Origin of the sequence: Sphingorhabdus arenilitoris, assembly GCF_042651485.1 — a bacterium.
Classification (GTDB): Bacteria; Pseudomonadota; Alphaproteobacteria; order Sphingomonadales; family Sphingomonadaceae; genus Sphingorhabdus_B; species Sphingorhabdus_B arenilitoris.
This window is the reverse complement of record NZ_JBHSDH010000013.1, coordinates 487,564-511,201: the sequence shown is the minus strand read 5'-3', so window position 1 is coordinate 511,201 and position 23,638 is coordinate 487,564. Positions and strand designations below refer to the sequence as shown.

20 protein-coding genes are annotated in these 23,638 nt (G+C 52.3%); 8 read left to right on the top strand and 12 right to left on the bottom strand.

Features of this window, described 5'->3' with window-relative positions:
- Positions 1–195 precede the first annotated feature (195 nt).
- From ACFOWX_RS06590 to ACFOWX_RS06570, 5 genes are read left to right on the top strand one after another with little or no spacing between them, the layout of a single operon-like run.
- Positions 196–1,026, top strand: coding sequence for a hypothetical protein (locus tag ACFOWX_RS06590; protein WP_381422469.1), 831 nt, complete (start codon positions 196–198; stop codon positions 1,024–1,026).
- On the top strand, positions 1,023–1,499 hold the full coding sequence (locus tag ACFOWX_RS06585) for a DUF3617 domain-containing protein (protein WP_381422467.1): 477 nt from the start codon (positions 1,023–1,025) through the stop codon (positions 1,497–1,499). The genes ACFOWX_RS06590 and ACFOWX_RS06585 overlap by 4 nt, the downstream gene beginning before the upstream one ends.
- An 11-nt stretch (positions 1,500–1,510) precedes the next feature.
- Positions 1,511–1,930 (top strand): hypothetical protein, encoded by a 420-nt coding sequence (locus ACFOWX_RS06580; RefSeq protein ID WP_381422465.1) that lies wholly within the window; start codon positions 1,511–1,513, stop codon positions 1,928–1,930.
- A 34-nt stretch (positions 1,931–1,964) separates the two neighbouring features.
- The gene (locus ACFOWX_RS06575; protein WP_381422463.1) at positions 1,965–3,047 is read left to right on the top strand and encodes a tetratricopeptide repeat protein; all 1,083 of its coding nucleotides are present in this window, start codon (positions 1,965–1,967) and stop codon (positions 3,045–3,047) included.
- Positions 3,044–5,497, top strand: coding sequence for a tetratricopeptide repeat protein (locus ACFOWX_RS06570; protein ID WP_381422461.1), 2,454 nt, complete (start codon positions 3,044–3,046; stop codon positions 5,495–5,497). Before ACFOWX_RS06575 ends, ACFOWX_RS06570 begins: the two co-directional genes overlap by 4 nt.
- On the opposite strand, the gene ACFOWX_RS06565 is transcribed toward ACFOWX_RS06570, so the two are convergent.
- Genes ACFOWX_RS06565 through ACFOWX_RS06550 form a run of 4 tightly spaced genes read right to left on the bottom strand, consistent with a single transcriptional unit; the run spans position 5,478 to position 11,077 of the window.
- Entirely contained in the window at positions 5,478–8,396 is a 2,919-nt protein-coding gene (locus ACFOWX_RS06565; protein ID WP_381422459.1) for a CHAT domain-containing tetratricopeptide repeat protein, read from the bottom strand. The genes ACFOWX_RS06570 and ACFOWX_RS06565 overlap by 20 nt on opposite strands.
- A gap of 23 nt (positions 8,397–8,419) precedes the next feature.
- Entirely contained in the window at positions 8,420–8,992 is a 573-nt protein-coding gene (locus ACFOWX_RS06560) for a hypothetical protein (protein WP_381422457.1), read from the bottom strand.
- Positions 8,982–10,382: a sensor histidine kinase gene (locus ACFOWX_RS06555; RefSeq protein WP_381422455.1), complete on the bottom strand. Its 1,401-nt coding sequence runs from the start codon at positions 10,380–10,382 to the stop codon at positions 8,982–8,984. The genes ACFOWX_RS06560 and ACFOWX_RS06555 overlap by 11 nt, the downstream gene beginning before the upstream one ends.
- Positions 10,346–11,077, bottom strand: coding sequence for a response regulator transcription factor (locus tag ACFOWX_RS06550; protein WP_381422453.1), 732 nt, complete (start codon positions 11,075–11,077; stop codon positions 10,346–10,348). The genes ACFOWX_RS06555 and ACFOWX_RS06550 overlap by 37 nt, the downstream gene beginning before the upstream one ends.
- Before the next feature lie 333 nt (positions 11,078–11,410).
- Here ACFOWX_RS06550 and mazG point away from each other — a divergent pair, with 333 nt between their 5' ends.
- On the top strand, positions 11,411–12,187 hold the full coding sequence (mazG, locus tag ACFOWX_RS06545; protein WP_381422451.1) for a nucleoside triphosphate pyrophosphohydrolase: 777 nt from the start codon (positions 11,411–11,413) through the stop codon (positions 12,185–12,187).
- 22 nt (positions 12,188–12,209) lie between these two features.
- On the opposite strand, the gene hflX is transcribed toward mazG, so the two are convergent.
- From hflX to dusB, 7 genes are all read right to left on the bottom strand, one after another.
- Positions 12,210–13,556 carry a GTPase HflX gene (gene hflX / locus ACFOWX_RS06540; protein WP_381422449.1) on the bottom strand — a complete coding sequence of 449 codons (1,347 nt, stop codon included), beginning with the start codon at positions 13,554–13,556 and terminating at the stop codon, positions 12,210–12,212.
- Positions 13,553–14,050 (bottom strand): RNA chaperone Hfq, encoded by a 498-nt coding sequence (hfq, locus tag ACFOWX_RS06535; protein ID WP_381422447.1) that lies wholly within the window; start codon positions 14,048–14,050, stop codon positions 13,553–13,555. Before hfq ends, hflX begins: the two co-directional genes overlap by 4 nt.
- Before the next feature lie 147 nt (positions 14,051–14,197).
- Complete coding sequence (gene ntrX, locus ACFOWX_RS06530) at positions 14,198–15,583, bottom strand: nitrogen assimilation response regulator NtrX (RefSeq protein ID WP_381422445.1); 1,386 nt, start codon at positions 15,581–15,583, stop codon at positions 14,198–14,200.
- 2 nt (positions 15,584–15,585) lie between these two features.
- Positions 15,586–17,811 carry a sensor histidine kinase gene (locus tag ACFOWX_RS06525; protein WP_381422443.1) on the bottom strand — a complete coding sequence of 742 codons (2,226 nt, stop codon included), beginning with the start codon at positions 17,809–17,811 and terminating at the stop codon, positions 15,586–15,588.
- 103 nt (positions 17,812–17,914) lie between these two features.
- Complete coding sequence (locus ACFOWX_RS06520) at positions 17,915–19,333, bottom strand: sigma 54-interacting transcriptional regulator (RefSeq protein WP_381422441.1); 1,419 nt, start codon at positions 19,331–19,333, stop codon at positions 17,915–17,917.
- Positions 19,333–20,421, bottom strand: coding sequence for a two-component system sensor histidine kinase NtrB (locus ACFOWX_RS06515; RefSeq protein ID WP_381422439.1), 1,089 nt, complete (start codon positions 20,419–20,421; stop codon positions 19,333–19,335). Before ACFOWX_RS06515 ends, ACFOWX_RS06520 begins: the two co-directional genes overlap by 1 nt.
- Positions 20,422–20,431: 10 nt before the next feature.
- A complete protein-coding gene (gene dusB, locus ACFOWX_RS06510; RefSeq protein WP_381422437.1) occupies positions 20,432–21,430 on the bottom strand; it encodes a tRNA dihydrouridine synthase DusB in 999 nt (332 codons plus the stop codon).
- 81 nt (positions 21,431–21,511) lie between these two features.
- Here dusB and ACFOWX_RS06505 point away from each other — a divergent pair, with 81 nt between their 5' ends.
- Both ACFOWX_RS06505 and ACFOWX_RS06500 read left to right on the top strand, forming a co-directional pair.
- Positions 21,512–22,687 (top strand): bifunctional 2-C-methyl-D-erythritol 4-phosphate cytidylyltransferase/2-C-methyl-D-erythritol 2,4-cyclodiphosphate synthase, encoded by a 1,176-nt coding sequence (locus ACFOWX_RS06505; protein WP_381422435.1) that lies wholly within the window; start codon positions 21,512–21,514, stop codon positions 22,685–22,687.
- Positions 22,687–23,205, top strand: a complete 519-nt coding sequence (locus tag ACFOWX_RS06500; RefSeq protein WP_381422433.1) for a CinA family protein — start codon at positions 22,687–22,689, stop codon at positions 23,203–23,205. The genes ACFOWX_RS06505 and ACFOWX_RS06500 overlap by 1 nt, the downstream gene beginning before the upstream one ends.
- Here the strand turns inward: ACFOWX_RS06500 and ACFOWX_RS06495 are convergent.
- On the bottom strand, positions 23,169–23,627 hold the full coding sequence (locus tag ACFOWX_RS06495; protein ID WP_381422431.1) for a type II toxin-antitoxin system RatA family toxin: 459 nt from the start codon (positions 23,625–23,627) through the stop codon (positions 23,169–23,171). The two genes, ACFOWX_RS06500 and ACFOWX_RS06495, sit on opposite strands and share 37 nt — an antisense overlap.
- Positions 23,628–23,638: the final 11 nt, after the last annotated feature.

The window sequence follows — 23,638 nt, the reverse complement described above, 5'->3', positions numbered from 1 at the left end:
TTACAATTGTAACTTCAAAATTTCGCGCAAGAGCGGCAAAGCGCAATACTAACAGCATTTGTCATCATGATGTCAGTCATTGTCTTTGGGGTTACGCCGCGCCCTGCGCTATTTCATTTTCGCACGTATCGTAAAGCCTAACCGCTGCCTTAACATTGCGAGTTTTTGTGCGCGTATACATTTGGGGGGTTATTGATGAAAACGGCAACTATCATTGCATTCGCGTTGTTCAGCGCCTTGCTCTCACAGGGATGCTGGGCACAACCGGTCAGCGGCGAGCCCGAAGAGCCCGAAATGTTTGACGATAATTATACATTTGTATGTCCTGATGGCGGTTATGAAAGCGGATGTGAGCGGGATGATGTCGAACGCGCGGTGAAGCTGGAGCCTGACAATCTCGCACAAATCTCAACCCATTGTCTGTACCAAACGAGGGCTAATTGTAGGGTCATGGCTAGCGGCAATATCGCCATGCGCCAGCCCAAACGCAGCCTGCAATGGCAACAGATTGAGTTAAACCCTACCGACGGTCCGCGCGCTGAAATGATGATAATGGCGGAAACGGGTGGTCCCCTGCCCGCGTTGCTGTCATCCTACCAAGTTGACGGATATTTTGACGCGCCGTTTGCCGCCAATATGGCTTATGAAAATATGCTGATCCAAATACCGGGCCGAAACCGCGGTTTGGGGTCTGCTGATATATTTCTCTACAGCACTGGCGATAGCTGGAACTGGAGCAGCGCTTACGACATAATGACCGATGTCGACAAGTTACTGCCTAAAGGTTTTACGATGGACTCGCAGATCGTGTTTAACATGCGGGAATTGGTTGCTTGGGCGCAGGTTCGCCGTGACGATGACCCCGGATGCTGCGTCACTGGTGGTAAAGTCTATGTCGATTTTGAGCTGAAAGATTACAGCCTCTCCGTTAGCCGCATTGGTTTTGACGAAACCAAACCCGTGGGCGAAACCCGCCGCTTTCCTGCCGATAGTGATGAAGTATCTACAGCAGGAGATGGCCAATGATTAGAGCGCAGATAATTGCACCCGTTGTTCTTGCCATAACCGCATCGGCTGCGCTCGCCGCCGATCAAGCGCCTTCCTTTCAACCAGGGCAATGGTCGTTTGAAATAACCCAGGATGGCAGCGCGAGTTACAAAGATGGCAGTCAGAAAGACGGCAACGGCCGCATCACACAAGACGCGCCAAAGCAAACCGGATCCATCTGTATTAAGCCCGACGACGCGCGGTTGTTACCTGAATTGTTCGCACCTGCCTGCCGGATATCTAATGCCAGCTATGGACCTGTTTCGATGCGGGCCGAAATATCCTGCGGTGACCTGTCGCTACCCATGACGGGCAGCCTTAATATGGCTTTATACGAAGACGGCAAGACGATCTCTGGGACGCAAGTAATGTCCGGCGGAGCGGAGACCGTCGGCGCGGTGATCGTCGCCAATATCCGTATGAAATATCAAGGTGCCTGTAACGGCAAATAGGGAGATAATTTATGAGGAATCGCAAAGGCATTAAACGCTTGGTCGCGCTGACTCTATTGGGTTTTGCCGTCTGCGGCAATGGATTGGCCCAAGCATATCAGACTACTGCAGGCCAGACTAATACGGGCGTCCCTGCCGGCAATGACCCGAGCTGCACCAATAAATATGATCAGATAATCGCTGTTTTTGGTAAGGGAATGACCGACGAGCAAATTAGATGGGCATTTGCGTATGAAGATGCGGCACGGGAGGGGAAGCCCTGCCCCCCAAATTTCCCAGGTGCACCGTCTTTGCAAGCACAAACGTCAAATCAGTCTCCCGCTCCGCCCATGTCAGAAAGCGGGGAGGAATGGTGCCTGAATGGCCACCGCCATTATGTCAAAACGGATGGCCGGATAACATATACGAGTGCCTGCCACGACCATGACTGAAGCGGGAATTGTGAGATTTAAGAGGAGGCAGAATATGGCAAACTATCGCAGAATTATGGCCGCAGCGTTTCTTGCGGTGATGACGCTATCAAACGGGCATGTTGTGCAAGCACAAACCGCAACAAAATCCAATTTTCAGCAAGCGATGGACGCCTATGCCGCGAAAAATTTCGTTCTGGCCCGGCAAAAATTTAATCAGGCTTGTGCCGCCGAAAATAATGCCGGCGCGTGCGTTAACCTAGGTATAATGTATGAAAATGGTGAAGGGGGCGCAAAGGATGACGTGGCTGCGCGCGCCGTGTCACAAAAATCCTGCGATCTAAATCAGGCGCAGGGCTGCTTTAACACAGGGATTTTTTATGAGAGGGGTAAAGGCGGTCCAAAGGATGAAGCTGCCGCGCGCGGAGTATTTAAAAAATCGTGTGATATGAATTACAGCCAAAGCTGCAATAATTTGGCTTCCCTATATTTAGACGGGCGGGGAGGGACAAAAGATGCGGTGTTGGCACGCGGCCTGTATAAAAGATCATGTGACTTCAACGACGCATTCGGCTGCAGCAATTTGGGCAAACTACATTATACCGGCGAAGGTGGGGTAAAAGATCTGGTTGCAGCGCGTAGTCTGACCAAAAAAGCTTGTGATCTTGGCAAAGGCGATACTTGCAAAGATTATGGCTATTTATTGCAGGCGGGCGAAGGCGGTGCAATAGATTTGGTCGGCGCGCGCAGCTATTATGAAAAAGGGTGCAACCTAAATTCATCCAGTTCATGTCGCAATCTGGCCGTGCTTCAGGAAGATGCCCAAGGCGGAGCAAAAGATTTACCGGCCGCACGACGCACCTATAAGAAATCCTGCGATTTGGGCGAATTGGTGGGGTGCCATGGCTATGCCGTAATGGTCACGATGGGGAATGGCGGCCCAAAAAATCAGCAGGAAGCCCTTGGCTATTTTCAAAAAGGCTGCGCTGCGAATGTCGGCCTAAGCTGCCATAGCATGGGCGTGGTTTATCAAAATGGTGAGGGCGTGGCGGTGTCGAGGGCGGAAGCCAATATATATTTTCGGAAGGGCTGCGATTTGGGCTATGCCGCCAGCTGTAAGGCGATAGGGGCGAAATGATGTTGAAGCGCTGCCTTACACTTTTTGTCGCCGCGTTGACCCTCACGGGCTCACCTCTCGCGGCAAAGGAAAATGCTTCTACAGAACAAACCCGCTATCAAGCTGCGCTTGCCGCTTCGAAAGCTGGTGACCATGTAAAAGAGCGCGAACTGCTGCGCTCTGCTTGTGATGCGGATAAGGATAGCCGCGCCTGTCTCGACTATACAGCAATGCTATATGAAGGCAAAGGCGGCGACACAGATTATCAAGCGGCCCGAATTTATGCCAAAAAAGCATGTAATTTCAATGAAGCTGAAGGCTGTAACTTCATAGCTGCGCTGCAAGAAGATGGTAAGGGCGGCCCGCAAGATATGCCGGCAGCGGTGCAGTTATTTGACCGCGCATGTGATTTGGGAAGCGCAGGCGCGTGCCATAATCTTGCGCAGATCATTTATGAAGAACGGCTCCCACCGGCCATGGGACAGCAATATGACCTTCAAAAAGCGCGGACACTTTATGCCAAGGGCTGCGACGGAAATGTAGCGATGGCGTGCAATAATTACGCGGTGATGTTGAAATTTGCAAAAGGGGGCGAACAAGATTTGCCCGCCGCGCGTGCATTATTCGATACAGCCTGCTCTGCTGGAAATAACGATAGCTGCGCCAATTACGGCTTCATGCTGATGGTGGGCGAAGGCGGCGCGAAGGATAGCGCAACAGCACGAAAGTTATTGGCCCGGTCCTGCGAAAAAGGCTCATTCTTCGGATGCGATAATATTGGTGTCATGTTGATGAATGGCATAGGGGTAAAGGCTGATCCGGTGGCAGCGAGGCCGCTGCTGGAAAAAGCATGTAATGGCGGTGAGGCCAACGGCTGTTATAATCTCGGTGCGTTTTATTTTTACGGCATGACCGGACCGCGCAACTATGCAGCAGCGCGAACATTATTCAAACAAGCCTGTGACGGTGGCAGCGACCTAGCCTGCGGAAAGCTTGCTGAAATGCTTTTTGACGGCAAGGGCGGCGCAAGTGACAAAAAAGCCGCGCGGCAGCTTTATGCCGACATGTGCAGCACTGGCATCGCAAATTCTTGCTTTATCTACAGCGTGATGGCTGAAACTGGCGAAGGCGGCCCAAAAGACCGCGAGGCTTCGGACCGGGCGCTTGCCGCAGGGTGTAAGCTTGGCGATGACATTGCCTGCGCGGCCCAAAAAAACCGAGAGAAAATAAATGCTGGTGAAGCCGAAGAAATAACGCAGGATAATCTGCAACAAGCAGATATTGCGTTTCAAAATAACGATCGGGAATTGGCGTTTGATAAATATCGGTTGGCCTGTGAGCAAGACGGCGTCGCCGCAGGATGCCATAATTACGGCTATCAATTGGAAAACGGGCTTGGGACCGAGGCCAACCTGCCCGCCGCGCGGCAAGCTTTTACCAAAGCATGCGAACTTGGTTATAGTAAATCATGCAACAATATGGCGGTAATGCAGGAAAATGGACGCGGCGGTCCGCAAGATGCCGCCGCAGCTCTCACGGCCTATAATAAAGCCTGCGACGATGCCGTTTATCAAGCTTGTTTCAATTTAGGCTTGATGCTCAGCGATCCGGCTCGGCCCAGCGCCGACCCTGTTCGCGCAGTGGCCTTGTTCCAGCTGAGCTGCGAAAATGGGCAAGGGGTAGCCTGCAACAGCGCCGGATTTATGGCCGAACGCGGCAATGGCACAAAGCAAGACGCAAAATTGGCCCGGGATTATTACCGTCAAAGCTGTGACCTTGATTTTGCGATAGGTTGCGACAATTTGGGCATTGCCTATCGCGACGCCATTGGCGGTGATAAGGATGATGCATCCGCTCGTATGGCTTTTATCGGCGCCTGCGAATTGGGAAATAGCAATGGTTGTAACAGCGCCGGTCTACTGCATCAAAATGGCCTCGGCGGTGAAATTGATTTGACCGCAGCGCGTTTGTACTACGCAAAGGCATGTGACCAAAATTTGCCAGTTGCCTGCTTCAACCTCGGTGTATTCGCGTCTAAGGCTATTGGGCAAAAAAAAGACATTTCTGCCGCTCGCAATTTTTATAACAAAGCCTGCGAAATGAAACATGCCGATGGATGCAATATTTACGGCGATATGCTACGCCAAGGTATCGGTAGTGCCAAAGATGACGCAGGCGCGCTGAAATATTATCAAACCGCTTGTGAATTAGGCAACGGCCTAGGCTGTAGTAATTCAGGAATGGGCATGGCGGATGGCGTAGGCGGCGCCAAAGATCCTGCTGCGATGGTGCGCTATTTCACTAAGGCCTGTGAGCTTAATTCCGCTCTCGGATGCTTCAACATGGGAGCAGCTTACGCCGATGGTGAAGGTATCCCGGTTGATCAGCAAAAAGCGAAACCTTTTTTCGAAAAAGCCTGCCGTTTGGGTGAAACAGACGCTTGCCGCGCGATCAATAACCAATCAAAATAAACGGAGCCCAAAGGGCCGGGTTATCCGCTCCGCTTTTACCGCTATCGATCAGGGCAAGCTGCGCCTGCCGGAGCGCTTCCGCTTTGGGAATTCCATTTGCCGCAGCGGTCACCGTGTTAACCGTCAACTGCGCAGCAATATCGTCGCGCAGCTGCCAATGGGTTAGCAAAAGCGATTTGGCACCGGCGGTTCGAAATGCCCGCGCTAGGCCAGAATATTGAGGGCTCGCTCCGTTGCTCCCGGAACCGCTATTGCAAGCCGAGAGAATTACCCAATCAGCTGGTATGTCCAATAAAGCGATCTCACTGGCCGTGAGCAGGCCATCTGATGCGCCTTCAACCCCTGAGTGGGATGGCGGCGTCACAACCAAGGCCGGTTCTGACAGGCCAGCTATTTCCCCGCTGGTCAGCCCATGTGTTGCGAAGGAAACTACCGAATAAGGCGTAAAATCAAACGCCTTTACCGCTGTTTCAGTAAAATCCTGCCCGGTCAGAAGGATGGAGTTATTGCTACTTAATGCAGACCGAACCTGTTTCAATTCATCGCCCGCGCCGGGTAAGCTTGGCAAGGCTGCAATAGTGTCAGCATCGACTTTACCGCCGCGAAATAGGCTCGCTAGCTCTACATTCCGCACCTTGCTGGGTGCAAGTTTGGGATCGCCCAACCCAGCAAAATTAACCGCCGCCGATGAGGCCGCAGCTTTTTTTGATAGATCAGTGAAAACGGAAACGGATTTATCCCGAATAATCCACGCGGTTTTTTCGCCTTTCTTGGCGGGCTTCGTAATCAACAAAGATGGCGGTATCGCGGCTAACACACCGCCTGCGGGAAATAGCAGATTGGTTTTGCTCGCGAGCTTCGCGTATAATTCCGACGGAAAAATTGCTTCAAACAAACGGTGCGCGGCATCCGTATCAAAATCCCCACCATTTTTCGCCTGCCCCAGCGAATCCGATACTGCGAATAGAGCATTCTCCATCTGCGGGCGTCCTTGCGGCTGCGTTTGCCAAATGACATCATCCTTCGTGATCAGAACGGTCGCACTTTTTCCATAAAGGAATGTCGGAAAAACAACCGCGCTGTTTGCATCGAGATTGGCCTGTATGTCGGTTAGGGCGGCCGCAGTCACATTGGTCAAAGCGACGTAATCGGGAAATTCAGCCGCCAGCCTGTGCTGCGCAGCCACATTCTCATCTTCGGCCAAGACAGATTGTTGCCGCAAGTCCTCTATTTGTTTGGGGTCATAGCCCGGACTTGTGAGCAGCCGCGCGATTTCTGTCTTCAGGCGCTGAATTTTCGATTTCTGCTGACGGATCACATCGGTCAATTCCCCGAGGCCGCGATCTTCCGCCGCCAGCCGTAAAGCCAATTCGCGGTTGGCGATGGTAAGGTCGCTCGCATTGCCAATTTGTATGGCCTGTGCAAGTTTTGCCTTGTCTCCAGCCAACATGGCGATTTCGGCCAAAACACCAAAATTGGATGTGAGCGCGGCGGATAGTGACGCGATGTTACTCCGCCGAACGCTATCCTCGGAGAAACGTAGAAGCATTTCTTGCCCCGTTTTCCAGCCAATATCCATCGCTTCCTGCGCACGGCCGCTCTGCGCCATTACGTAGGCATAGCGGATACGCGACGTGAACAAGTCGATATGACCCTCTCCGAGCTGCGATGTCAGCTTTGAAATACCTGCCTCGGCAATCTGAATCGCTTCGTCAGCATCCCCATAATTCGCCAACAGATACCCCAGTTCCAATTCCGCCGTACTGACCGACGGGTGACCATCGGGGAATTTTTGGCGCAGCAGAGATAGCCCTTCCCGCGCGATTGAAATCGCATTCTCAGGCTTGCCTGAAATCCCCATAATCGCCGCAAGATAGCCCCGTGAATGGCCGCGCTGGGTAAGGTCGCCGCCGCCTTTCAAATTGTCAGCTAGAACGACGACCTGCCGCTGCATTTCAATCGCCTCATCGATTTTGCCCTGCAAGGCGAGCATTTGTGCGAGCTGTGATGCCGGATCATAAACATTGGGGCTATCGGTGCCAAAATTCTCAAGCTCGATGTCCATTTGCCGGCGGAACAGTTTTTCCGCCTCACGATATCGGCCGAATAGGCTGGTGACAGCCGCGGCGACGTTTATCGCCTGCCCTGTCTGTTTGTGGCCCGATGGCAAATTGGCTATCGCATCATTCGCCGCAACCTCTAACAATGATGCAGCTTCAGGCCGGTCGAGATAAAATGCGAAAACACCGCAATTAATCGCATTGGCGTGTCGCAGCGGATCAGAGACAGCCAGCTGCGCTTTCGCGACATCAGCAGCTTGGCAAGCGCCGTTGAGGGCCTCACTGCGATCGCCATGTTTGAACTGCCAATAGGCCTCCGCGTTCAGGGCGAGGGGCAGAATATAGCGATCTTGGAATTTTTCAGCCTGTTTGAATTGATCCAATTTCTTGAGCCAATTTTCCGCCGCTTTTTTATCGGGCCGATCTGTTTCGATGATGACAGCATAGCTGTATAGCTCGGCCCAAAAACGAGGGGCCACGATATCGTTCGATTCAGCCAAGCGTTTGGCATTCGATATATCTTCTGCTGCGACCGAATAGTCTTGCGTGTAAAAATGAGAGATTGCGAGCCGCAACGCTATCCAAGCTGCTTCCTGTGTTTCGCTCTTCTCAGATGCAGCGAGCCGGGTTTCAAGGCTTTTCCAAAACTCCAATTCCGCCTTCGGGTTCGCGAAACGGTCCCTCGCCTGCCATTGCTGGGAAATATACTCCGCCGTAATAGTGCCTTCTGATTGGACCAACTGTTCCGTTGATCCAGCCCCATTTTGTGCGAAGGCCGGATGATATGGTGCGAGGCAAATAGCGGAAAGGGCAAAGGCGGTGCAGATAGTTGCATTCATTGAATCACCCTGCCCTGCTCCATTTAGTTGACCACCAAATAATAATTGGCCGATTTTCCGCCTCGATTTATCAGGCTTATTTCATATCGCTGTGTAAACAACGGCATCCAGCGGCATTTGCGCGCGGCCTCACATTTCCGCTTTTGATCTTTATCAGAAATAGTGAGCAGCACTTTATCGCTATTCGTGGAAGACAGGCTAACCGATGCGTTTTGTCCTGCCAAAAATGTCTGATTGACGGTTAATTTCTGACCTGCTGCCAACGTGCCACGGCGATAAGCCGGACCTAACGCTCGGCCACGATAAGGCGGCATTGCAGCCAGTTCAGCCGCAGCCATTTTACGCCAGCGGGGCATCGGGTCGTCCATTCCATCCTGAGGCTGGACACCTTCATTTTCCAATTTCCGGACAAGCTGCGCCAATAAGGTCATATTGCCATCGCTGGCTGCTTGTTCGGCATCCAATAACCAATCCCCGATCAATGCTTGCGGCGGTGAGCTGCTTGTCGCTCCTACCCCAGTTGTCGCGCAGCCAGAGAGCATCGCAGCCGATATTACAATGATGATAATCATAGAGATATAATGCTCAAATCGCATCGTCTGCCCCCTTCGCAGCGATAACGAAACTGCATCCATTTACATTATTTTGCAAGTAGATATTGAGGCCGTGCCGCTCGCAAATTGCTTTGGCGAGGGCAAGGCCGAGGCCATGCCCATTGGCGGCTGAGTTTGGACCGCGCCGAAATCGTTCAAATATCCCGTCTCTTATCGCTGGATCAATACCCGGACCGTTATCACCGATAGTCAAATAGGGGCCTGGAGCCAAGCTGATGGAAAGGGTCGTTCCCGAGCCTGCATATTTGATCGCATTATCGATCAAGTTCGAAATTAATCGGCCGATCTGCATTTCCTCTGCTGCAAGCGTCACATTAGGCGCAATGTCCGTTGACAGCATCATCCCTGCTTCCTCGATACTGGCTTCATATAGATCGGCAATATTGTTCAGCAATTCTGATAAATTGATTACTTTCAAGCCCGACATATCTCCGCGCCGCGCTTCGCTGGCTGCAATATCGAGTAAGCTATCCAGAAGGCCAGTGATCCGGCGAATATCTTCGCGGCCATCCTTTAATCCATCAAACACAAATTGGTCTCCAGGCTGCTCCTGCATTTTGCGCAGCCGTGTATCCAAATGTAGCAGCGGCGTGCGGATTTCATGTGCAACCTGATCGGTCACATAACGCTGCGCCTGTGCCGCCGCGGCATAACGCGTCACCAATTCGGCGCTATTGCGTGCGAGCAAACCAACTTCATCGTCAATATCAATATGTATATCGGCCAATGGCTCGGCGCTCTGCGTGCTGGATGATAAGAGACGGTTGATCGCGGTGACGCGCCGGTTCAAGCCCGCAGCCGCCCGGCGGCCAACCAGCCATACCGCAGCGGGTATGAGGATTGCCGCGATCAAGAATATGAACGTCAACCGCAGTAAGAGCTGGCTCTCTCCATTATATTCGCGGGCGACCAGCAAACTGAGATCATTTGAGAGCCGCGTTGCCCGCGCATATACTTGGGTACCATTGGCCAGATTGACATAGCCATGTTCGGATAATGCCGGGTCGAGATTTGGCCATTTGCCGATCGCGCCCGATAAAATCGGGTCACCCTTTTTTGCGAGGCTATAATGGGCACGCCGCCCTTCTGAACTGACCATCGCTTGACGGTCCTTTAACCTCGCCAACAATTCCGCCTCACCCCCGCTGGCGTAAATATCGGCGAGGCCAGCAATATCGGTATCGACCGACGATTTTAGCGCGGCGGTTATAGTCGTCTGCGTCACCCCATATGTAAGTGCGTATAATAATAAGATCGCGGTGAGCGCGATGAACGCAGCGCGCGATGCAAAACGGGAAAATATGGATTTACGAGCCAATTTATCCATTTTGCCGGTCACTGCCCATTGGTCAGCCGGTATCCTGATCCCCATATAGTTTCGATGGCCGGCCCGCTAAAACCTTCCTCCAATTTGCGGCGCAGACGGCCGATATTTACGTCAACCACATTGGTTTGCGGATCAAAGTCCATTTTCCAAACATCGCGCAATAGCTGATCCCGGGTTACGGCGTCGCCGGCATTTTCCATCAGATATTTGAACAGCTCAAATTCCTTTGGGCTGAGCGCAATATGCCGATTGCTGCGGAACGCCGTGCGGGCTTTTACATGGCATTCGAAGTTTCCATAAATGATGATCGAGCCCGTTATTTTATGAGCTGAACGGCGATGGAGCGCGCGGATGCGGGCGACAATTTCCTCTGGCTCATAGGGCTTGGCCAAATAATCATCTACGCCGGCTTCTAACCCTTCGATCCTATTTTCGCTGCGTCCAAGCGCCGAGAGCATCAATACTGGCGTTTCTATCCCCGCCTCACGCAAGCGCGTAACGATTGATATGCCGTCCATGTCGGGCAACATCCGGTCAAGTAATATAACATCAAATTCTTCACTGGCCGCGCGGCGTAGGCCCGATAGACCATTTTTTTCCCAATGCATGACATGGCCATGGTTTGCGATTACAGCAGACAGCTCTTCTGCCGAGGACGCATCATCCTCCACATATAATATCCGTAATGCCGCCGGTTCAGACATGCCGATAGTCAAATCGCGTTCCCATTTGGTCAACATGATTAAATAGCCCCGATTTGCAACATAAATCCCGCGAGGAGTGCGTGGCAAAGGAAATTGGTGCAGCGCATGTTACATGCGCTGCACCTTTGGCCCGATCCGAGATAGCCTAGTGGGTCGCTAAACAGCTACCTCGGAAACCGTGCGCAAATGAATGACGCTCTACATTTTGGGGTTTACGCTCCGGCTCCTCTGCCAGCCAGCAACAATGAATGTCAGAAAGATGACAAATACTGTCATCAATCGCAGGCTGCATATATTGCGCGGTGTGACGCATTATGGAATAGCACGGTAAGTGGGCAATCAACTTGAAACTGGAAGCAGGAACCGTTTATGCAGCAGCACGAAAATCCGATGCAGACACTGCTGTCCATAATGGCCAAGCTGCGGGATCCCAGAGGTGGTTGTCCCTGGGATTTAGAACAGGATTTTGCGTCGATTGCGCCCTACACCATTGAAGAAGCCTATGAGGTTGCCGATGCAATTGAGCGCGGCGATATAGACGCGTTGAAGGATGAGCTAGGCGATCTGTTGCTGCAGGTTGTGTTTCACAGCCAAATGGCGGCTGAGCTTGGTCATTTTGACATTGATGATGTTGCACAGGCCATTTCTGACAAGATGATCCGCCGTCATCCTCATGTCTTTGGCAATGAGGATGCAGATGACCCCGCCAAGGTGGTTAGCAATTGGGAAGCGATCAAAGCAGCTGAGCGTGCGGACAAGGACACCGACCAAAGCGCACTGGCCGGCGTAGCATTGGCTTTGCCGGCCTTGCTGCGAGCGCAGAAAATTCAAAAGCGCGCGGCACGGATCGGGTTTGATTGGCCGGATGTCGCCGGCGCAGTCTTGAAACTGTCGGAAGAAATCGATGAATTACACAGCGCACAGACCGAAGCAGAGCGTTTCGAAGAGATGGGCGACCTTTTGTTCGCAGCAGTTAATGTAGCTCGCCATCATGGAATTGATGCAGAAGCTGCACTGAAAGCGGGAACCGCGAAATTTGAACGCCGTTTCCGGGCCATGGAGCAAAATGCCGGGGAAGAATTTGCGGCAATGACTTTGGACGAAAAAGAAGCCGAGTGGCAGGCAGTCAAGAAAGAAGCTGGTTAAGGTAAGGACCTAGGCCCCTACCCTAATCACTGTGGCCGAATAATTTATCAAATTGCCCCCAATTTTGCGGGCTTAGCGATACCGTCAATGTCATACATTCCGTATCTTCGGCAATGGTTTGAACGGCACCCTTATTATGCAGCCACGCGATTGCCGCTCCGTCGCTATTGGCCAGTTTGACGGTGCGGGTTTCATTATCTTTCGAAATTCGGTCAGAAATATTGTGGCGCAGGGCGTCGAGGCCAATCCGTTTTTCAGCAGAGATCAGCAATATATTGTTGTTACGTTGTGCCAGATTTTGCAGCTCTTCTAACCGGTCCGCGTTCAGCAGATCGACCTTATTCCATAGCTCCAAAATGGGAATATCTGTGCGCGCGCTGGCATCGCTGTCGGGGTCATCCAGCGATTGCTCGCCTATGCCCAATGCCGATAAAATTGCCAATACATCGTCCCGCTGCGCATCGCTCGCGGGATGAGCAATATCGCGGACATGGATGATGATATCCGCAGTGGTCACCTCTTCTAAGGTAGCACGAAAGGCAGCAACCAGCTGCGTTGGCAGGTCCGATACGAAACCCACCGTATCGGACAAAATCGCTTTATCAACGCCGGGCAATTGTATTTGCCGCATGGTCGGGTCGAGCGTCGCAAACAACAGATCCTCGGCCATGACATCCGCGTGCGTCAGCTTATTGAACAAGGTGGATTTGCCAGCATTGGTATATCCCACCAGCGCGATTGTCGGCCAAGGCGCTCTTTGCCGCCTTGCCCGGTGCAGACTGCGCGTGCGCTTCACCTCTTCTAGGTCGCGGCGCAGCTTCGCCATGCGATCGCGTATCATCCGCCGGTCGGCTTCAATCTGCGTTTCTCCAGGGCCGCCTAAAAAACCAAATCCACCGCGTTGCCGTTCCAAGTGGGTCCAACTGCGGACAAGCCGTCCAGCTTGGTAATCCAGATGGGCAAGCTCGACCTGCAACCGTCCTTCGGCGGTGGCTGCTCGCTCGCCGAAAATCTCTAATATCAGCCCGGTCCGGTCAATCGTTTTAACCTGTATTTTATCTTCCAGATTGCGCTGCTGTATTGCGGTGAGGTTGCTGTCGACAATCAGGAGATCAATTTCCAGATTGGCCGCCATTTCCGCAATTTCTTCAACCTGCCCTCCGCCAAGCAGTGTCGAGGCCCGGGGGCTGCGGACGCGGTAATATTTGCTCTCAATGATGTTTAACCCGATTGCCAAGGCAAGACCGCAGGCCTCCTGCAATCGCGCTTCGGGCGACAAGGATTGTTTGCCCGGTAATTCGGGATATATAACTAAAGTTCGCGCGCCACGGGCAAATTCGTCGTCCGTATCGCGATTAAAAACGCTCAATCCGCTTCCTCGTCTTCACCCTGATTATATTCGGCAAGATTTACGGGACCAGCTGGCTGAATTGTCGAAATAGCGTGTTTATACACCAGCTGCGACGTGCCGTCTCGTTCCAGCAAAACCGAAAATAAATCATAGGCCACAATCGCGCCCTGCAACATCACACCATTCACTAAGAAAGTCGTGACCGACTCCCTGCGATCGCTCATCGCATAGAGGAATACATCCTGCAAAAGGCCCGGTTTGTGTTTGGCCCGCGCCATCATTTCTTTAAATGGTTCGGCATCTGGCGATGTCGATGGCATAATAGTTGAGATGGAATGCTTATATACAAGTTGCGCCTGACCATCGCGCCGAAGAAGCACCGAAAAATTATCGAACCATGTAACAACACCTTGTAACTTCACGCCTTTTACAAGAAACATGGTGATAGGAGTTTTGGATTTCCTAAGGGAGTTTAGGAACAGGTCCTGCAGGCCATTATTTTTATCAGTCATTATCTTATCCATTGTGTTATCATTGGGCACATGATGCAGCGCCGGTGCAGCTCCGCTTTTACAACAAACGCACAATATTCGCAAATAAATGACACAAAGATTGTTAGCACGCTCGGCTAGCGCTTCAATTCATAGCCTCTCTGTCCCTTATTCCTTGTCAATGTTGCCTTTCCTAACTGTTATACCGAGCAGTTTAAGTTTTCTGTGCAGGGCAGAACGTTCCATACCGACAAAATTCGCCGTCTTTGAAATATTGCCTGAAAACCGTTTGATATGGACCTGCAAATATTCCCGTTCAAAGGACTCTCTCGCTTCGCGCAGCGGGGCACCCATGAGCGAGGTAACATTTTGTTCTGCGCCCTCATAGCTGTTGATCACTTCGGCGGGCAGCATGTCTGCGTCAATGCACTTCAACCTCTCCGAGGGTGCCAAAATAATCGTGCGTTCTATGATATTGCGCAGCTGACGGACATTTCCAGGCCATTCACAGGCCTGTAGTGCCGCCATTGTGTCCTCCGAAATATCAGGCGGAGGAATACGATGTTCAGCGGCAAAGCGGGCGGCATAATGATGCGCCAGGTCAGGAATATCCTCTCGCCGCATGGTGAGTGGCGGGATTTCGACAGGGACGACGTTTAGACGATAAAACAGATCCTCCCGGAACCGCCCTTCGGTTATTTCCTCTTGCAAATCGCGCGCGGTTGCCGACACGAACCGAACATCAACGCGGATTTGCCGGTCGCCGCCAAGTCTCACAAAACTTTGATCGGTCAAGACCCGCAGAATTTTGCCCTGCGTGGTCAATGGCATATCTGCAACTTCGTCAAGAAACAGCGTGCCGCCATTTGCCCTTTCCAGCATCCCTGCTGATACCAGCGCGCCATTTTCTTCTACGCCGAATAATTCAGCCTCAAACCGGTCGGACGACAGCCGCGCAGAGCTGACCGATATAAACGGCGCATCTGCCCTCGGGCTCCAGCTATGAAGCAGCCGAGCGGCCACTTCTTTACCAACGCCGGCGGGGCCCGTAATCAAAAGGCGGCTGCCGGTTGACGCCACTTTTTTAAGCGTGGCGCGCACATTGTTTATCGCGGCGGAAGAACCAGTTAGCTCTTCGGCATGGCCAATTTTGGCGCGCAATGTCTCGTTCTCTTCGCGCAACCGCTGCGTTTCGGTTGCCTTAGAGACAAGATGCAGCAGCTTTTCAGCCTGAAATGGTTTTTCTAAAAAATCGACTGCGCCATGCGAAACGGCTGCAACCGCTGTATCAATATTGCCATGGCCAGAAAATACGATAACCGGAATTTTGGGATGCTTTTGTTTGAGCAATTGCAGTAATTCGAGCCCATCCATCGAAGAGCCGCGCAGCCAAACATCCAGCAGCATTAAGGATGGCAAGCGTTCGTCTACTGCGGCCAAAGCAGCATCAGCCGTTGCCGCCGTGCGCGTTTGATAGCCGTCATCATCCAACACCCCGGAAACCAGATCGCGAATGTCTTTTTCGTCGTCGACGATTAAAATGTCCAATGCCATGACTAGCCCATGTCCTTCTTGTCATTTTCCGATGGAAAAGCTGTTGTTTTTGAGGCGATCATTTCCGGAAGGAAGACAATCGTAACCTCGGCGCCGCCGCCGTGTGCGTCGCCAAAAAATATTTGCGCAAAATGTTCCTCAATAATTTTATGAACAATTGCGAGACCCAGCCCAGACCCTTTATTGCGGGTGGTGACATAGGGTTCAATTATCCGTTCGCGATCCTCCGGCAGGCCGGGCCCATTGTCACTGACCACCACGCGGATTTCGTCCTTGTCCGCGATCAACTCAATTGAAATCGCGCCCTCATGGACATTATTTTCGGTTATCGCTTCGACAGCATTTTTCAAAATGTTGGTAAACGCTTGCCCCAATTGCCGCCGATCACAAATTAGCGACGGAGCAACTTGCGGGTGGGTGTAAGTGAAGCGCAATTCAGGATGCGCTACTTCATGCAGGAAAACCGCATGGCCCAATATGTCATGCAGATCTTCTGATCGGAACGAAGGTTTCGGCATACGGGCAAAGGCCGAAAATTCATCGACGATGTTGCGTAAATCGCCGACTTGGCGGACGATTGTGCCGGTAAGCTGTTCAAAAATTGGCCTGTCATTTTCGATTTCTTTACCAAAACGCCGCTGCAACCGTTCTGCTGCCAATTGAATCGGGGTTAGCGGGTTTTTGATTTCATGTGCGATGCGGCGGGCAACATCCGACCAAGCGGCCCGTTTTTGATCGGCAAGCTGCTGGCTAATATCTTCAAATGTCACAACGCTATTCACGCCTTCGGTCACCGTCCTGACGGCGATTGTCAACGGTTCGGGACCGTCGCCAAGCTGCACGACCGCGCGTGTTTGGCGATTGACCAATAGCTGCGCCAACTCTGGTGCAATCTTATCGAATTTCTGTCCGACAATTGTGTCCAACTTACCCGATAACAGGTTCTCTGCGGTGGAATTGGCCAATTGAATTACGCCTGCGGTGTCGACGCTGATGACTCCGGCAGTTACCGATTCCAACACTGCCTCAATAAAAGCGCGCCGGTCGTCCAATTGCCGGTTGGCCGAGATTAAGGTTCCCGTTTGATTTTGCAGCCTTTCCGTCATTCGGTTGAATGATTTAGACAAAAATCCGACTTCATCCTCCCTTAAATCGCTTTCATCGACCCGCGCAGCTAGATCCCCATCTGCAATTTTTTGCGCCGCCGATACCAAATTGGTCACCGGCCTTACCAAACGGTCGGCGACAATCAGCGCAACCCAAACCGTAATCCCGATAATTAACAGCGAGATAATGTATAAAGCCGCATTAAATTGTAACTGCAAACTGCGCGAACGGATTTCCATCTCTCGATAGTCTTTCAGCACCGATTGCGCCTTGGTTCCCAAGCTGAAGGTTGGAACCGACTCCGCTCGGCTCGTGTATAAATAGGAGCGCGGTGAACCGTAGATCAGCGTGACGGCTTCTATCCGATCGTTCTTGATCGCCACCACCAGATTTTCGCCGCCATCGATCCGCTTCAAATAGCTCGGATCAATCCAGTCGCCTTTACGCTCGTCATCGGGCGATACGACTGCTGCCGTGCTTTGAGTTCCATCGGTCGAAATCGTAACAATCGCAGATTCGCTTAGCTTCCGGTTCAAAACTTGCGTTATATAAGCCTTTAAAAACTCCGGATCATTCACTGATAATTGATTCAATATGTTGCGCAGATCATCGGCCATCGTTGTGGTTTCTTCGCCAACATCGCGCATTTTTTCTTGTTGATACCCAGATGCCAATTGCCCCGCATTTTCCAGCATGCCCCGCGCCGAGCCCGAAAACCAAAATTGCACGCCACTTTGAAATAATAATGACGCGAATATCACGAGGAGCAGCGTTGGCGCAGCGGAAATGAGTGAGAATATGGCGACCAAGCGAACATGAAGACGCTTTTTGCTACCTGCGCTCACCAATTCAGCTCGCCTGAGCGCCATTCGCCTGCCGATAAGGACTAACAAAATGGTGGCGGGAAGCAGGTTTGCGACCAGGAGCGAAGCAGCCATGGCTGGTGAAAGCGGCTCGACATCGCCGCTTTGGCTGACCAACAATGTTGCGGTGAATATACCAATGCTGATTAACGCGACGACGCTGAATATTTCCAGAAAGCGGATGGAGCGGTCATTACCCACCCAATCTGTAAATGCAGAGATGATGCGCATAACCGGCCCTTGCGCGGGCGCGTTCATATTTGCATCTATTGTTGCCATAAAGCCACTATCGCAGTGATTTCGTTGCAAGGAAAGCACAAAAGGGGGTGTCTCAGTCAAATCATCGCGTCAAAGCGTCAATTCACCCTGTGTTGTTCGCGCCGATCCCATATTCGGTGAGTTTTTTACGCAGGGTATTGCGGTTTATGCCGAGCAAAGCAGCCGCCTTTAATTGGTTGCCGCGGGCCTGTTTCATCACCATTTTCAGCAAAGGCACCTCAAACGCGGCCAATGCCCGGGGATAAATTTTCTCTTTGGCATGACCGCGATTTTTATGGTTGGCCAAAAACTGACTCACAGCGGCTTCGAAACTGCATCCGCCGGCGGGAAACGCAACATCATCGCTGGCTTCGCCGCTCTGCAGAATAGCAGCTTCCGAAATCACATCTTCCCGGCTCACCAACGCGACACGGTACATCAGGTTTTTCAGTTCCCGGACGTTCCCGCGCCATGGCATTCGGGTCAGCAGGTCAACCGCGCTATCATCCAATTGCCGCTCTGGCAGACCCTCTTTTGCCGCCATTTGCAGAAAATGTCTTGCCAATAACCCAATATCATCAGGCCGGTCCCGAAGCGGCGGCATATTGATTGGAACGACATTTAATCGATAATAGAGATCCTCGCGGAATTTTCCTGCGGCAATCTGCTGCTCCAGATTTTGATGGGTGGCAGCGATGATGCGCACATCGAGCCGAATGCTGGCTTTGCCCCCAATACGGCTGATCACACCGCTTTGCAGCGCGCGTAACAGCCTTGTTTGCGCATGTTTCGGCATATCACCGATCTCGTCGAGAAATAGCGTGCCGCCCTGCGCCTGCTCAAAACGTCCGATGGATTGCCCGACTGCGCCAGTGAAGGCGCCTTTTTCGTGACCGAATAGCTCCGCCTCGATCAACTCGGCAGGAATGGCAGCCATGTTGACCGCCACAAACGGACCGGTTTTACGTTGCCCCAAATTGTGGATAGCTTCCGCCACCAACTCCTTACCCGTACCAGATTCCCCCAATATTAAGACGGACAGATCATTGCGTAGCAGCCGGGCAACCATCCGGTAAACTTCTTGCATCGCCGCGCTGCGTCCAACCATCGGCATGTTCGCTTCGACAAGCCCGCGTTCGGGCTGCTGCGGATATTGGCGGCGTTCTGCCGCTTGTTTAACTGCAATAACCAGGTCATTGAGATCAAAGGGTTTAGGGAAATATTCAAACGCTTCAATCTCGCTGGCCCGCACGGCTGTATCCAAAGTGTTCTGTGCAGAAATGACAATTATCGGCATGTCGCCATGGCGCTCTTTCACTGAACCGAGGCTATCGATACCATCGCTGTCTTTTAAGATGACATCGGTGATCATCACATCATATTCATCATCCGATAGCGCAACGTCGCGCATCGCCACGCTGTCGCAAATTTCGACATCAATATCTTCGGCGGCGAGGCCTGCGGAAATTACCACACCGATAGACGCGTCGTCTTCTACCAACAGAACCTTTATCTTTTTCATTATTTTCTTCCCGCTGGCCCCGCGACCGGAAGGAATAGCCGAAAATAGGTTATCCCCTTATCCTCATCGCGGTCATATATGATGCGGCTGCTCATCTGCTTCATCAATTTCCGAACAATCGCAAGACCCAGCCCCTGCCCTTCCCTTTTTGTCGTGACAAATGGAGAAAAAAGTTCATTTTCAATATGCTTGGGCACACCCGGACCATTGTCCGATACTGTAACTTCAATCGGTAGTTTGACCGACTTTCTGTCATCACCAGCATCGCGTAATTCGCCGCTCATCACAAATCTGGTGCCGATACCGATGACAGAGTTTGATTTATTATCAAGGCTATCTACGGCATTTTGGATAAGGTTTATCAAGATTTGAACCATCGCGTCTTCATCAATCATCACATCGGGTAACGACGGATCGTAATTGATCATAATTTCGGGCAAAGCGCGATTCGCAGCGCGGATGGACCGGATCGCGCGCTCTATGACCAAATGGATATTTGCCGCATCCAAATTGCTCGGCGTGCTGTTGCCCAAATTCTGCATTTGGTCGAGCAACCGGGCAATACGGTCGACTTCATTGACGATCAGATCGGTTAGCGGCTTTGTTTTATCGTCAACTTTGCGCTCCAATAGCTGCGCCGCTCCTTTGATCCCGGCGAGAGGATTTTTTATCTCATGCCCCAAAATAGCTGGCGCGCCCATGGCTTGCTGCGAACCTTCGCTGTCATGGTCGCTTATATGCACTCTTCCGCCGTGACGGGGCGAAAGCATCACCATGCGCCAATCGGGAAAATCAAGCAGGATCGAAACGGATATATCGCTGTTGATCGGCCCCGCAGCGGCAATGACCACAACATCCTGCGCGCTAATGTCGCCTTCACTTTCATCAAGCAGACGGACCATCGCCGGATCGCCAAATGTGATCAGCGCCGAAACGGCCATTTCGGCCATTTTCTTTTGACTGCGGCCAAAGAAATTTTCGGCGGCATTATTTGAAAAACCGATTGTCCCGCGCCGGTTGATCAGCAGCATGGGCAGCGGGATATTATCCAATATCTGTTGTTTATCGGGGCGCGCAATGACAGGCATAATTGCGGGATCAGGCGGCTTGGCGAGACAAGAACGGATCGTAAAACCGCGCCAGTTCGCTCAGGACCTCGGCCCCGTCCTCGATCCGGTTCACATGATTGCGAAACTCGGCTGATCCCGTCAGCCCTTTGGTATACCAGCCAATATGTTTCCGGGCGCAAGGTACGCCCACTTGCGGACCATAATGGTCCAACATCGCCTGATAATGTTCGGTGATCACTTCATATTGCTCTTCGATCGGCGGATCAGCAAGTTCGGCGCCAGTGGCAAACCAGTGCATCATTTGGCCCAATAACCATGGCTTGCCATAGGCACCTCGGCCAATCATCACGCCGTCCGCTCCGGATTTTTCCAATGCGATCTTGGCATCTTCAATGGTGCAAATGTCGCCATTGACAATGACCGGCAGCTTGACTGCGTCTTTTACCTTACGAACAAAGCCCCAGTCGGCGCTGCCTTTATACATTTGGTTGCGCGTTCGGCCGTGAACGGTAATCATCTTGGCACCCAAATCTTCGGCAATATGGGCAAGTTCCGGTGCGTTCAGGCTGGCATGGTCCCATCCCATCCGCATTTTCACGGTTACCGGAACCGATACCGCCTTCACCGTTGCATCGATTAAACTAGCTGCCAGTTTCAAATCGCGCATTAAAGCCGATCCAGCATGGCCATTGACAACCTTTTTGACTGGGCAGCCCATGTTGATATCAATTATTGCCGCGCCCATGTCTTCGTTTAATTTTGCTGCTTCGGCCATGGCCTGTGGATCACAGCCGGCAAGCTGCATAGAGACAGGCTCTTCGGCGGGATCCCAGGCGGCTTTTTGAATCGACTGACGGGTTTCGCGGATCATCGCCTGACTTGCGATCATTTCGGTCACGTTGAGGCCTGAACCATAACGGCGCACAAGCTTACGAAACGGCAAGTCGGTCACGCCGGTCATCGGGGCCAAAATCACTGGGCTTTCGATTGTTATCGGGCCAATTTGGATGGGCTTTAAATTCATCATTACCATAATGCCTAAAATTTAGGCAGGCCTTTACCGTCATTATACTTGGCGGGCAAGGCCTGTCTGGTTAAAGCCGCAAGGATGAGCGAACAGAAAGATATTGCGGCGATTATCGTAGCAGCGGGCATTGGCAGCCGAGCAGGCGGCGATATCCCTAAACAATATCGATCAATCGGCGGCAAGCCGATGCTGCGCCATAGTTACGAAATATTTGCCAGCCATAGCGCCATTGACCGAATAATAGTGGTCATTGGCGGCGGGCAAGAAGAACAAGCGCGTTTGGCGCTGGAAGGATTGCCACCGCCGATAATCGTCACAGGCGGCGATACACGGCGTGATAGTGTGCATCAGGGCTTGAAATATCTATCGCAATCCGCTCCCGGCCAAGTGTTGATCCATGATGCGGCTCGGCCATTTCTGACTTTTTCGGTAATTGATAATTTGCTGTCCGCATTGACCACTCATTCCGGTGCCGTTCCCGTCTTGCCCGTTGTCGATAGCCTGGCGCGAGGGCATTTTGCCGGTGACCATGAGGTTATGGCAGGTACCGTGCCGCGCGAAGACCTGTGGCGGGTGCAAACACCGCAGGCTTTTCATTTTGCCCCGATTTATGACGCGCATCAAAATTGGGATGTTTCGCAAGAAGCCACCGATGATGCGCGCATGGCAATGGCCGCTGGGCACGATGTTGCGCTGGTTCCGGGCGAAGAAGCGCTGTCCAAATATACATTTGCACAGGATTTTGGAGATGAATCCATGGATGACAATATTATGCCGCCAATCAGATGTGGGACGGGTTTTGACGTTCATAAGCTGGTAAAAGATGAAGAATTATGGCTGTGCGGTGTTCGGATTGACCATAGCCATGGTCTGTCCGGGCATAGCGACGCCGATGTCGCCCTGCACGCGGTGACCGACGCGATATTGGGCGCGATGGCGCTCGGCGACATTGGCGATCATTTCCCGCCGAGTGATGAACGCTGGCGCGGCGCATCGTCCGATCAATTTGCGGCTCATGCTATGCAATTGGCTCGGCAAGAAGGTTATGCCCTTGCCAATGCCGATGTGACGATTATCTGTGAAGCCCCGAAAATCGGACGCCATAGGACCGCAATGCGGGAAAAACTGGCGGCGATATTGGGTGTAGATGTTGCCGCAATTTCGGTGAAGGCCACAACGACCGAACGGCTTGGTTTTACGGGGCGCGAGGAAGGCATCGCGTCGCAGGCCGTCGCAACCCTTTATAAAGCAGGTTGATGGACGTGGAGGTGATATTCCCAGCCCTAATTTCCGACCTAGCGCAAAGGGTCGTTGCGGAAAATGCCCGGCTCGGCCGAAAGATCGCAACCGCAGAAAGCTGCACCGGCGGACTGGTGAGCGCGGCGCTCACCGAGGTGGCCGGTAGCAGCGCCGTCTTCGAATATGGTTTTGCCACCTATGCCAATGCAGCCAAAAGCGCATTATTGGGGGTTGATCCGGCGATATTGGAATCATTCGGCGCCGTGTCGATAGAAACCGTGCGCGCTATGGCGGTTGGCGCGGTCCGTGTCAGCGGCGCGGACGCAGCGGTCGCGATTAGCGGGATCGCAGGTCCGGGCGGCGGATCATCGGCAAAACCCGTTGGCACGGTAGTGTTCGCACTGGCCCAAAAGGGGCAGCTTGAAAAAGACGTGACCGCAATCAGGAAAGATTTTGGGAGCGACCGTTCCCGTGCGGCAATCAGGGGCGCTGCGGCCGCCTATGCTTTGGAATTATTATTGCCGCCCGCTGCGTAAAGCTGATCCGCGCGCGCGATGAATGCACCAGTCATTTTGCGCAATGCGCTATCGAAAAACTGCCCTGCCATGGCTTCAAACAGCGCGTTGCGGAACGAGAAATCGACGCTAAAATCCACAACAGAACCGCCGCCGGGCAAATCTTCAAATATCCATTGATTATGCAGATGCTTCATTGGGCCATCCAGATAATCGACAATGATAGACGATTTAGGTACCTTCATAACCCGAGATGTAAATGTTTCTTTTAATGACTTAAACCCGACGATCATATCCGCCAGCAATTCATTATGATTTTCCTGCCTCACCCGTATCGCGCTGACCCATGGGAGAAATTGCGGGTAACTGCGCACGTCAGCGACCAGATCATACATTTGCGCGGCGCTATGCGGCAATTCGCGGCGTTCGTGATGGCTTGGCATAATCGGGCGGC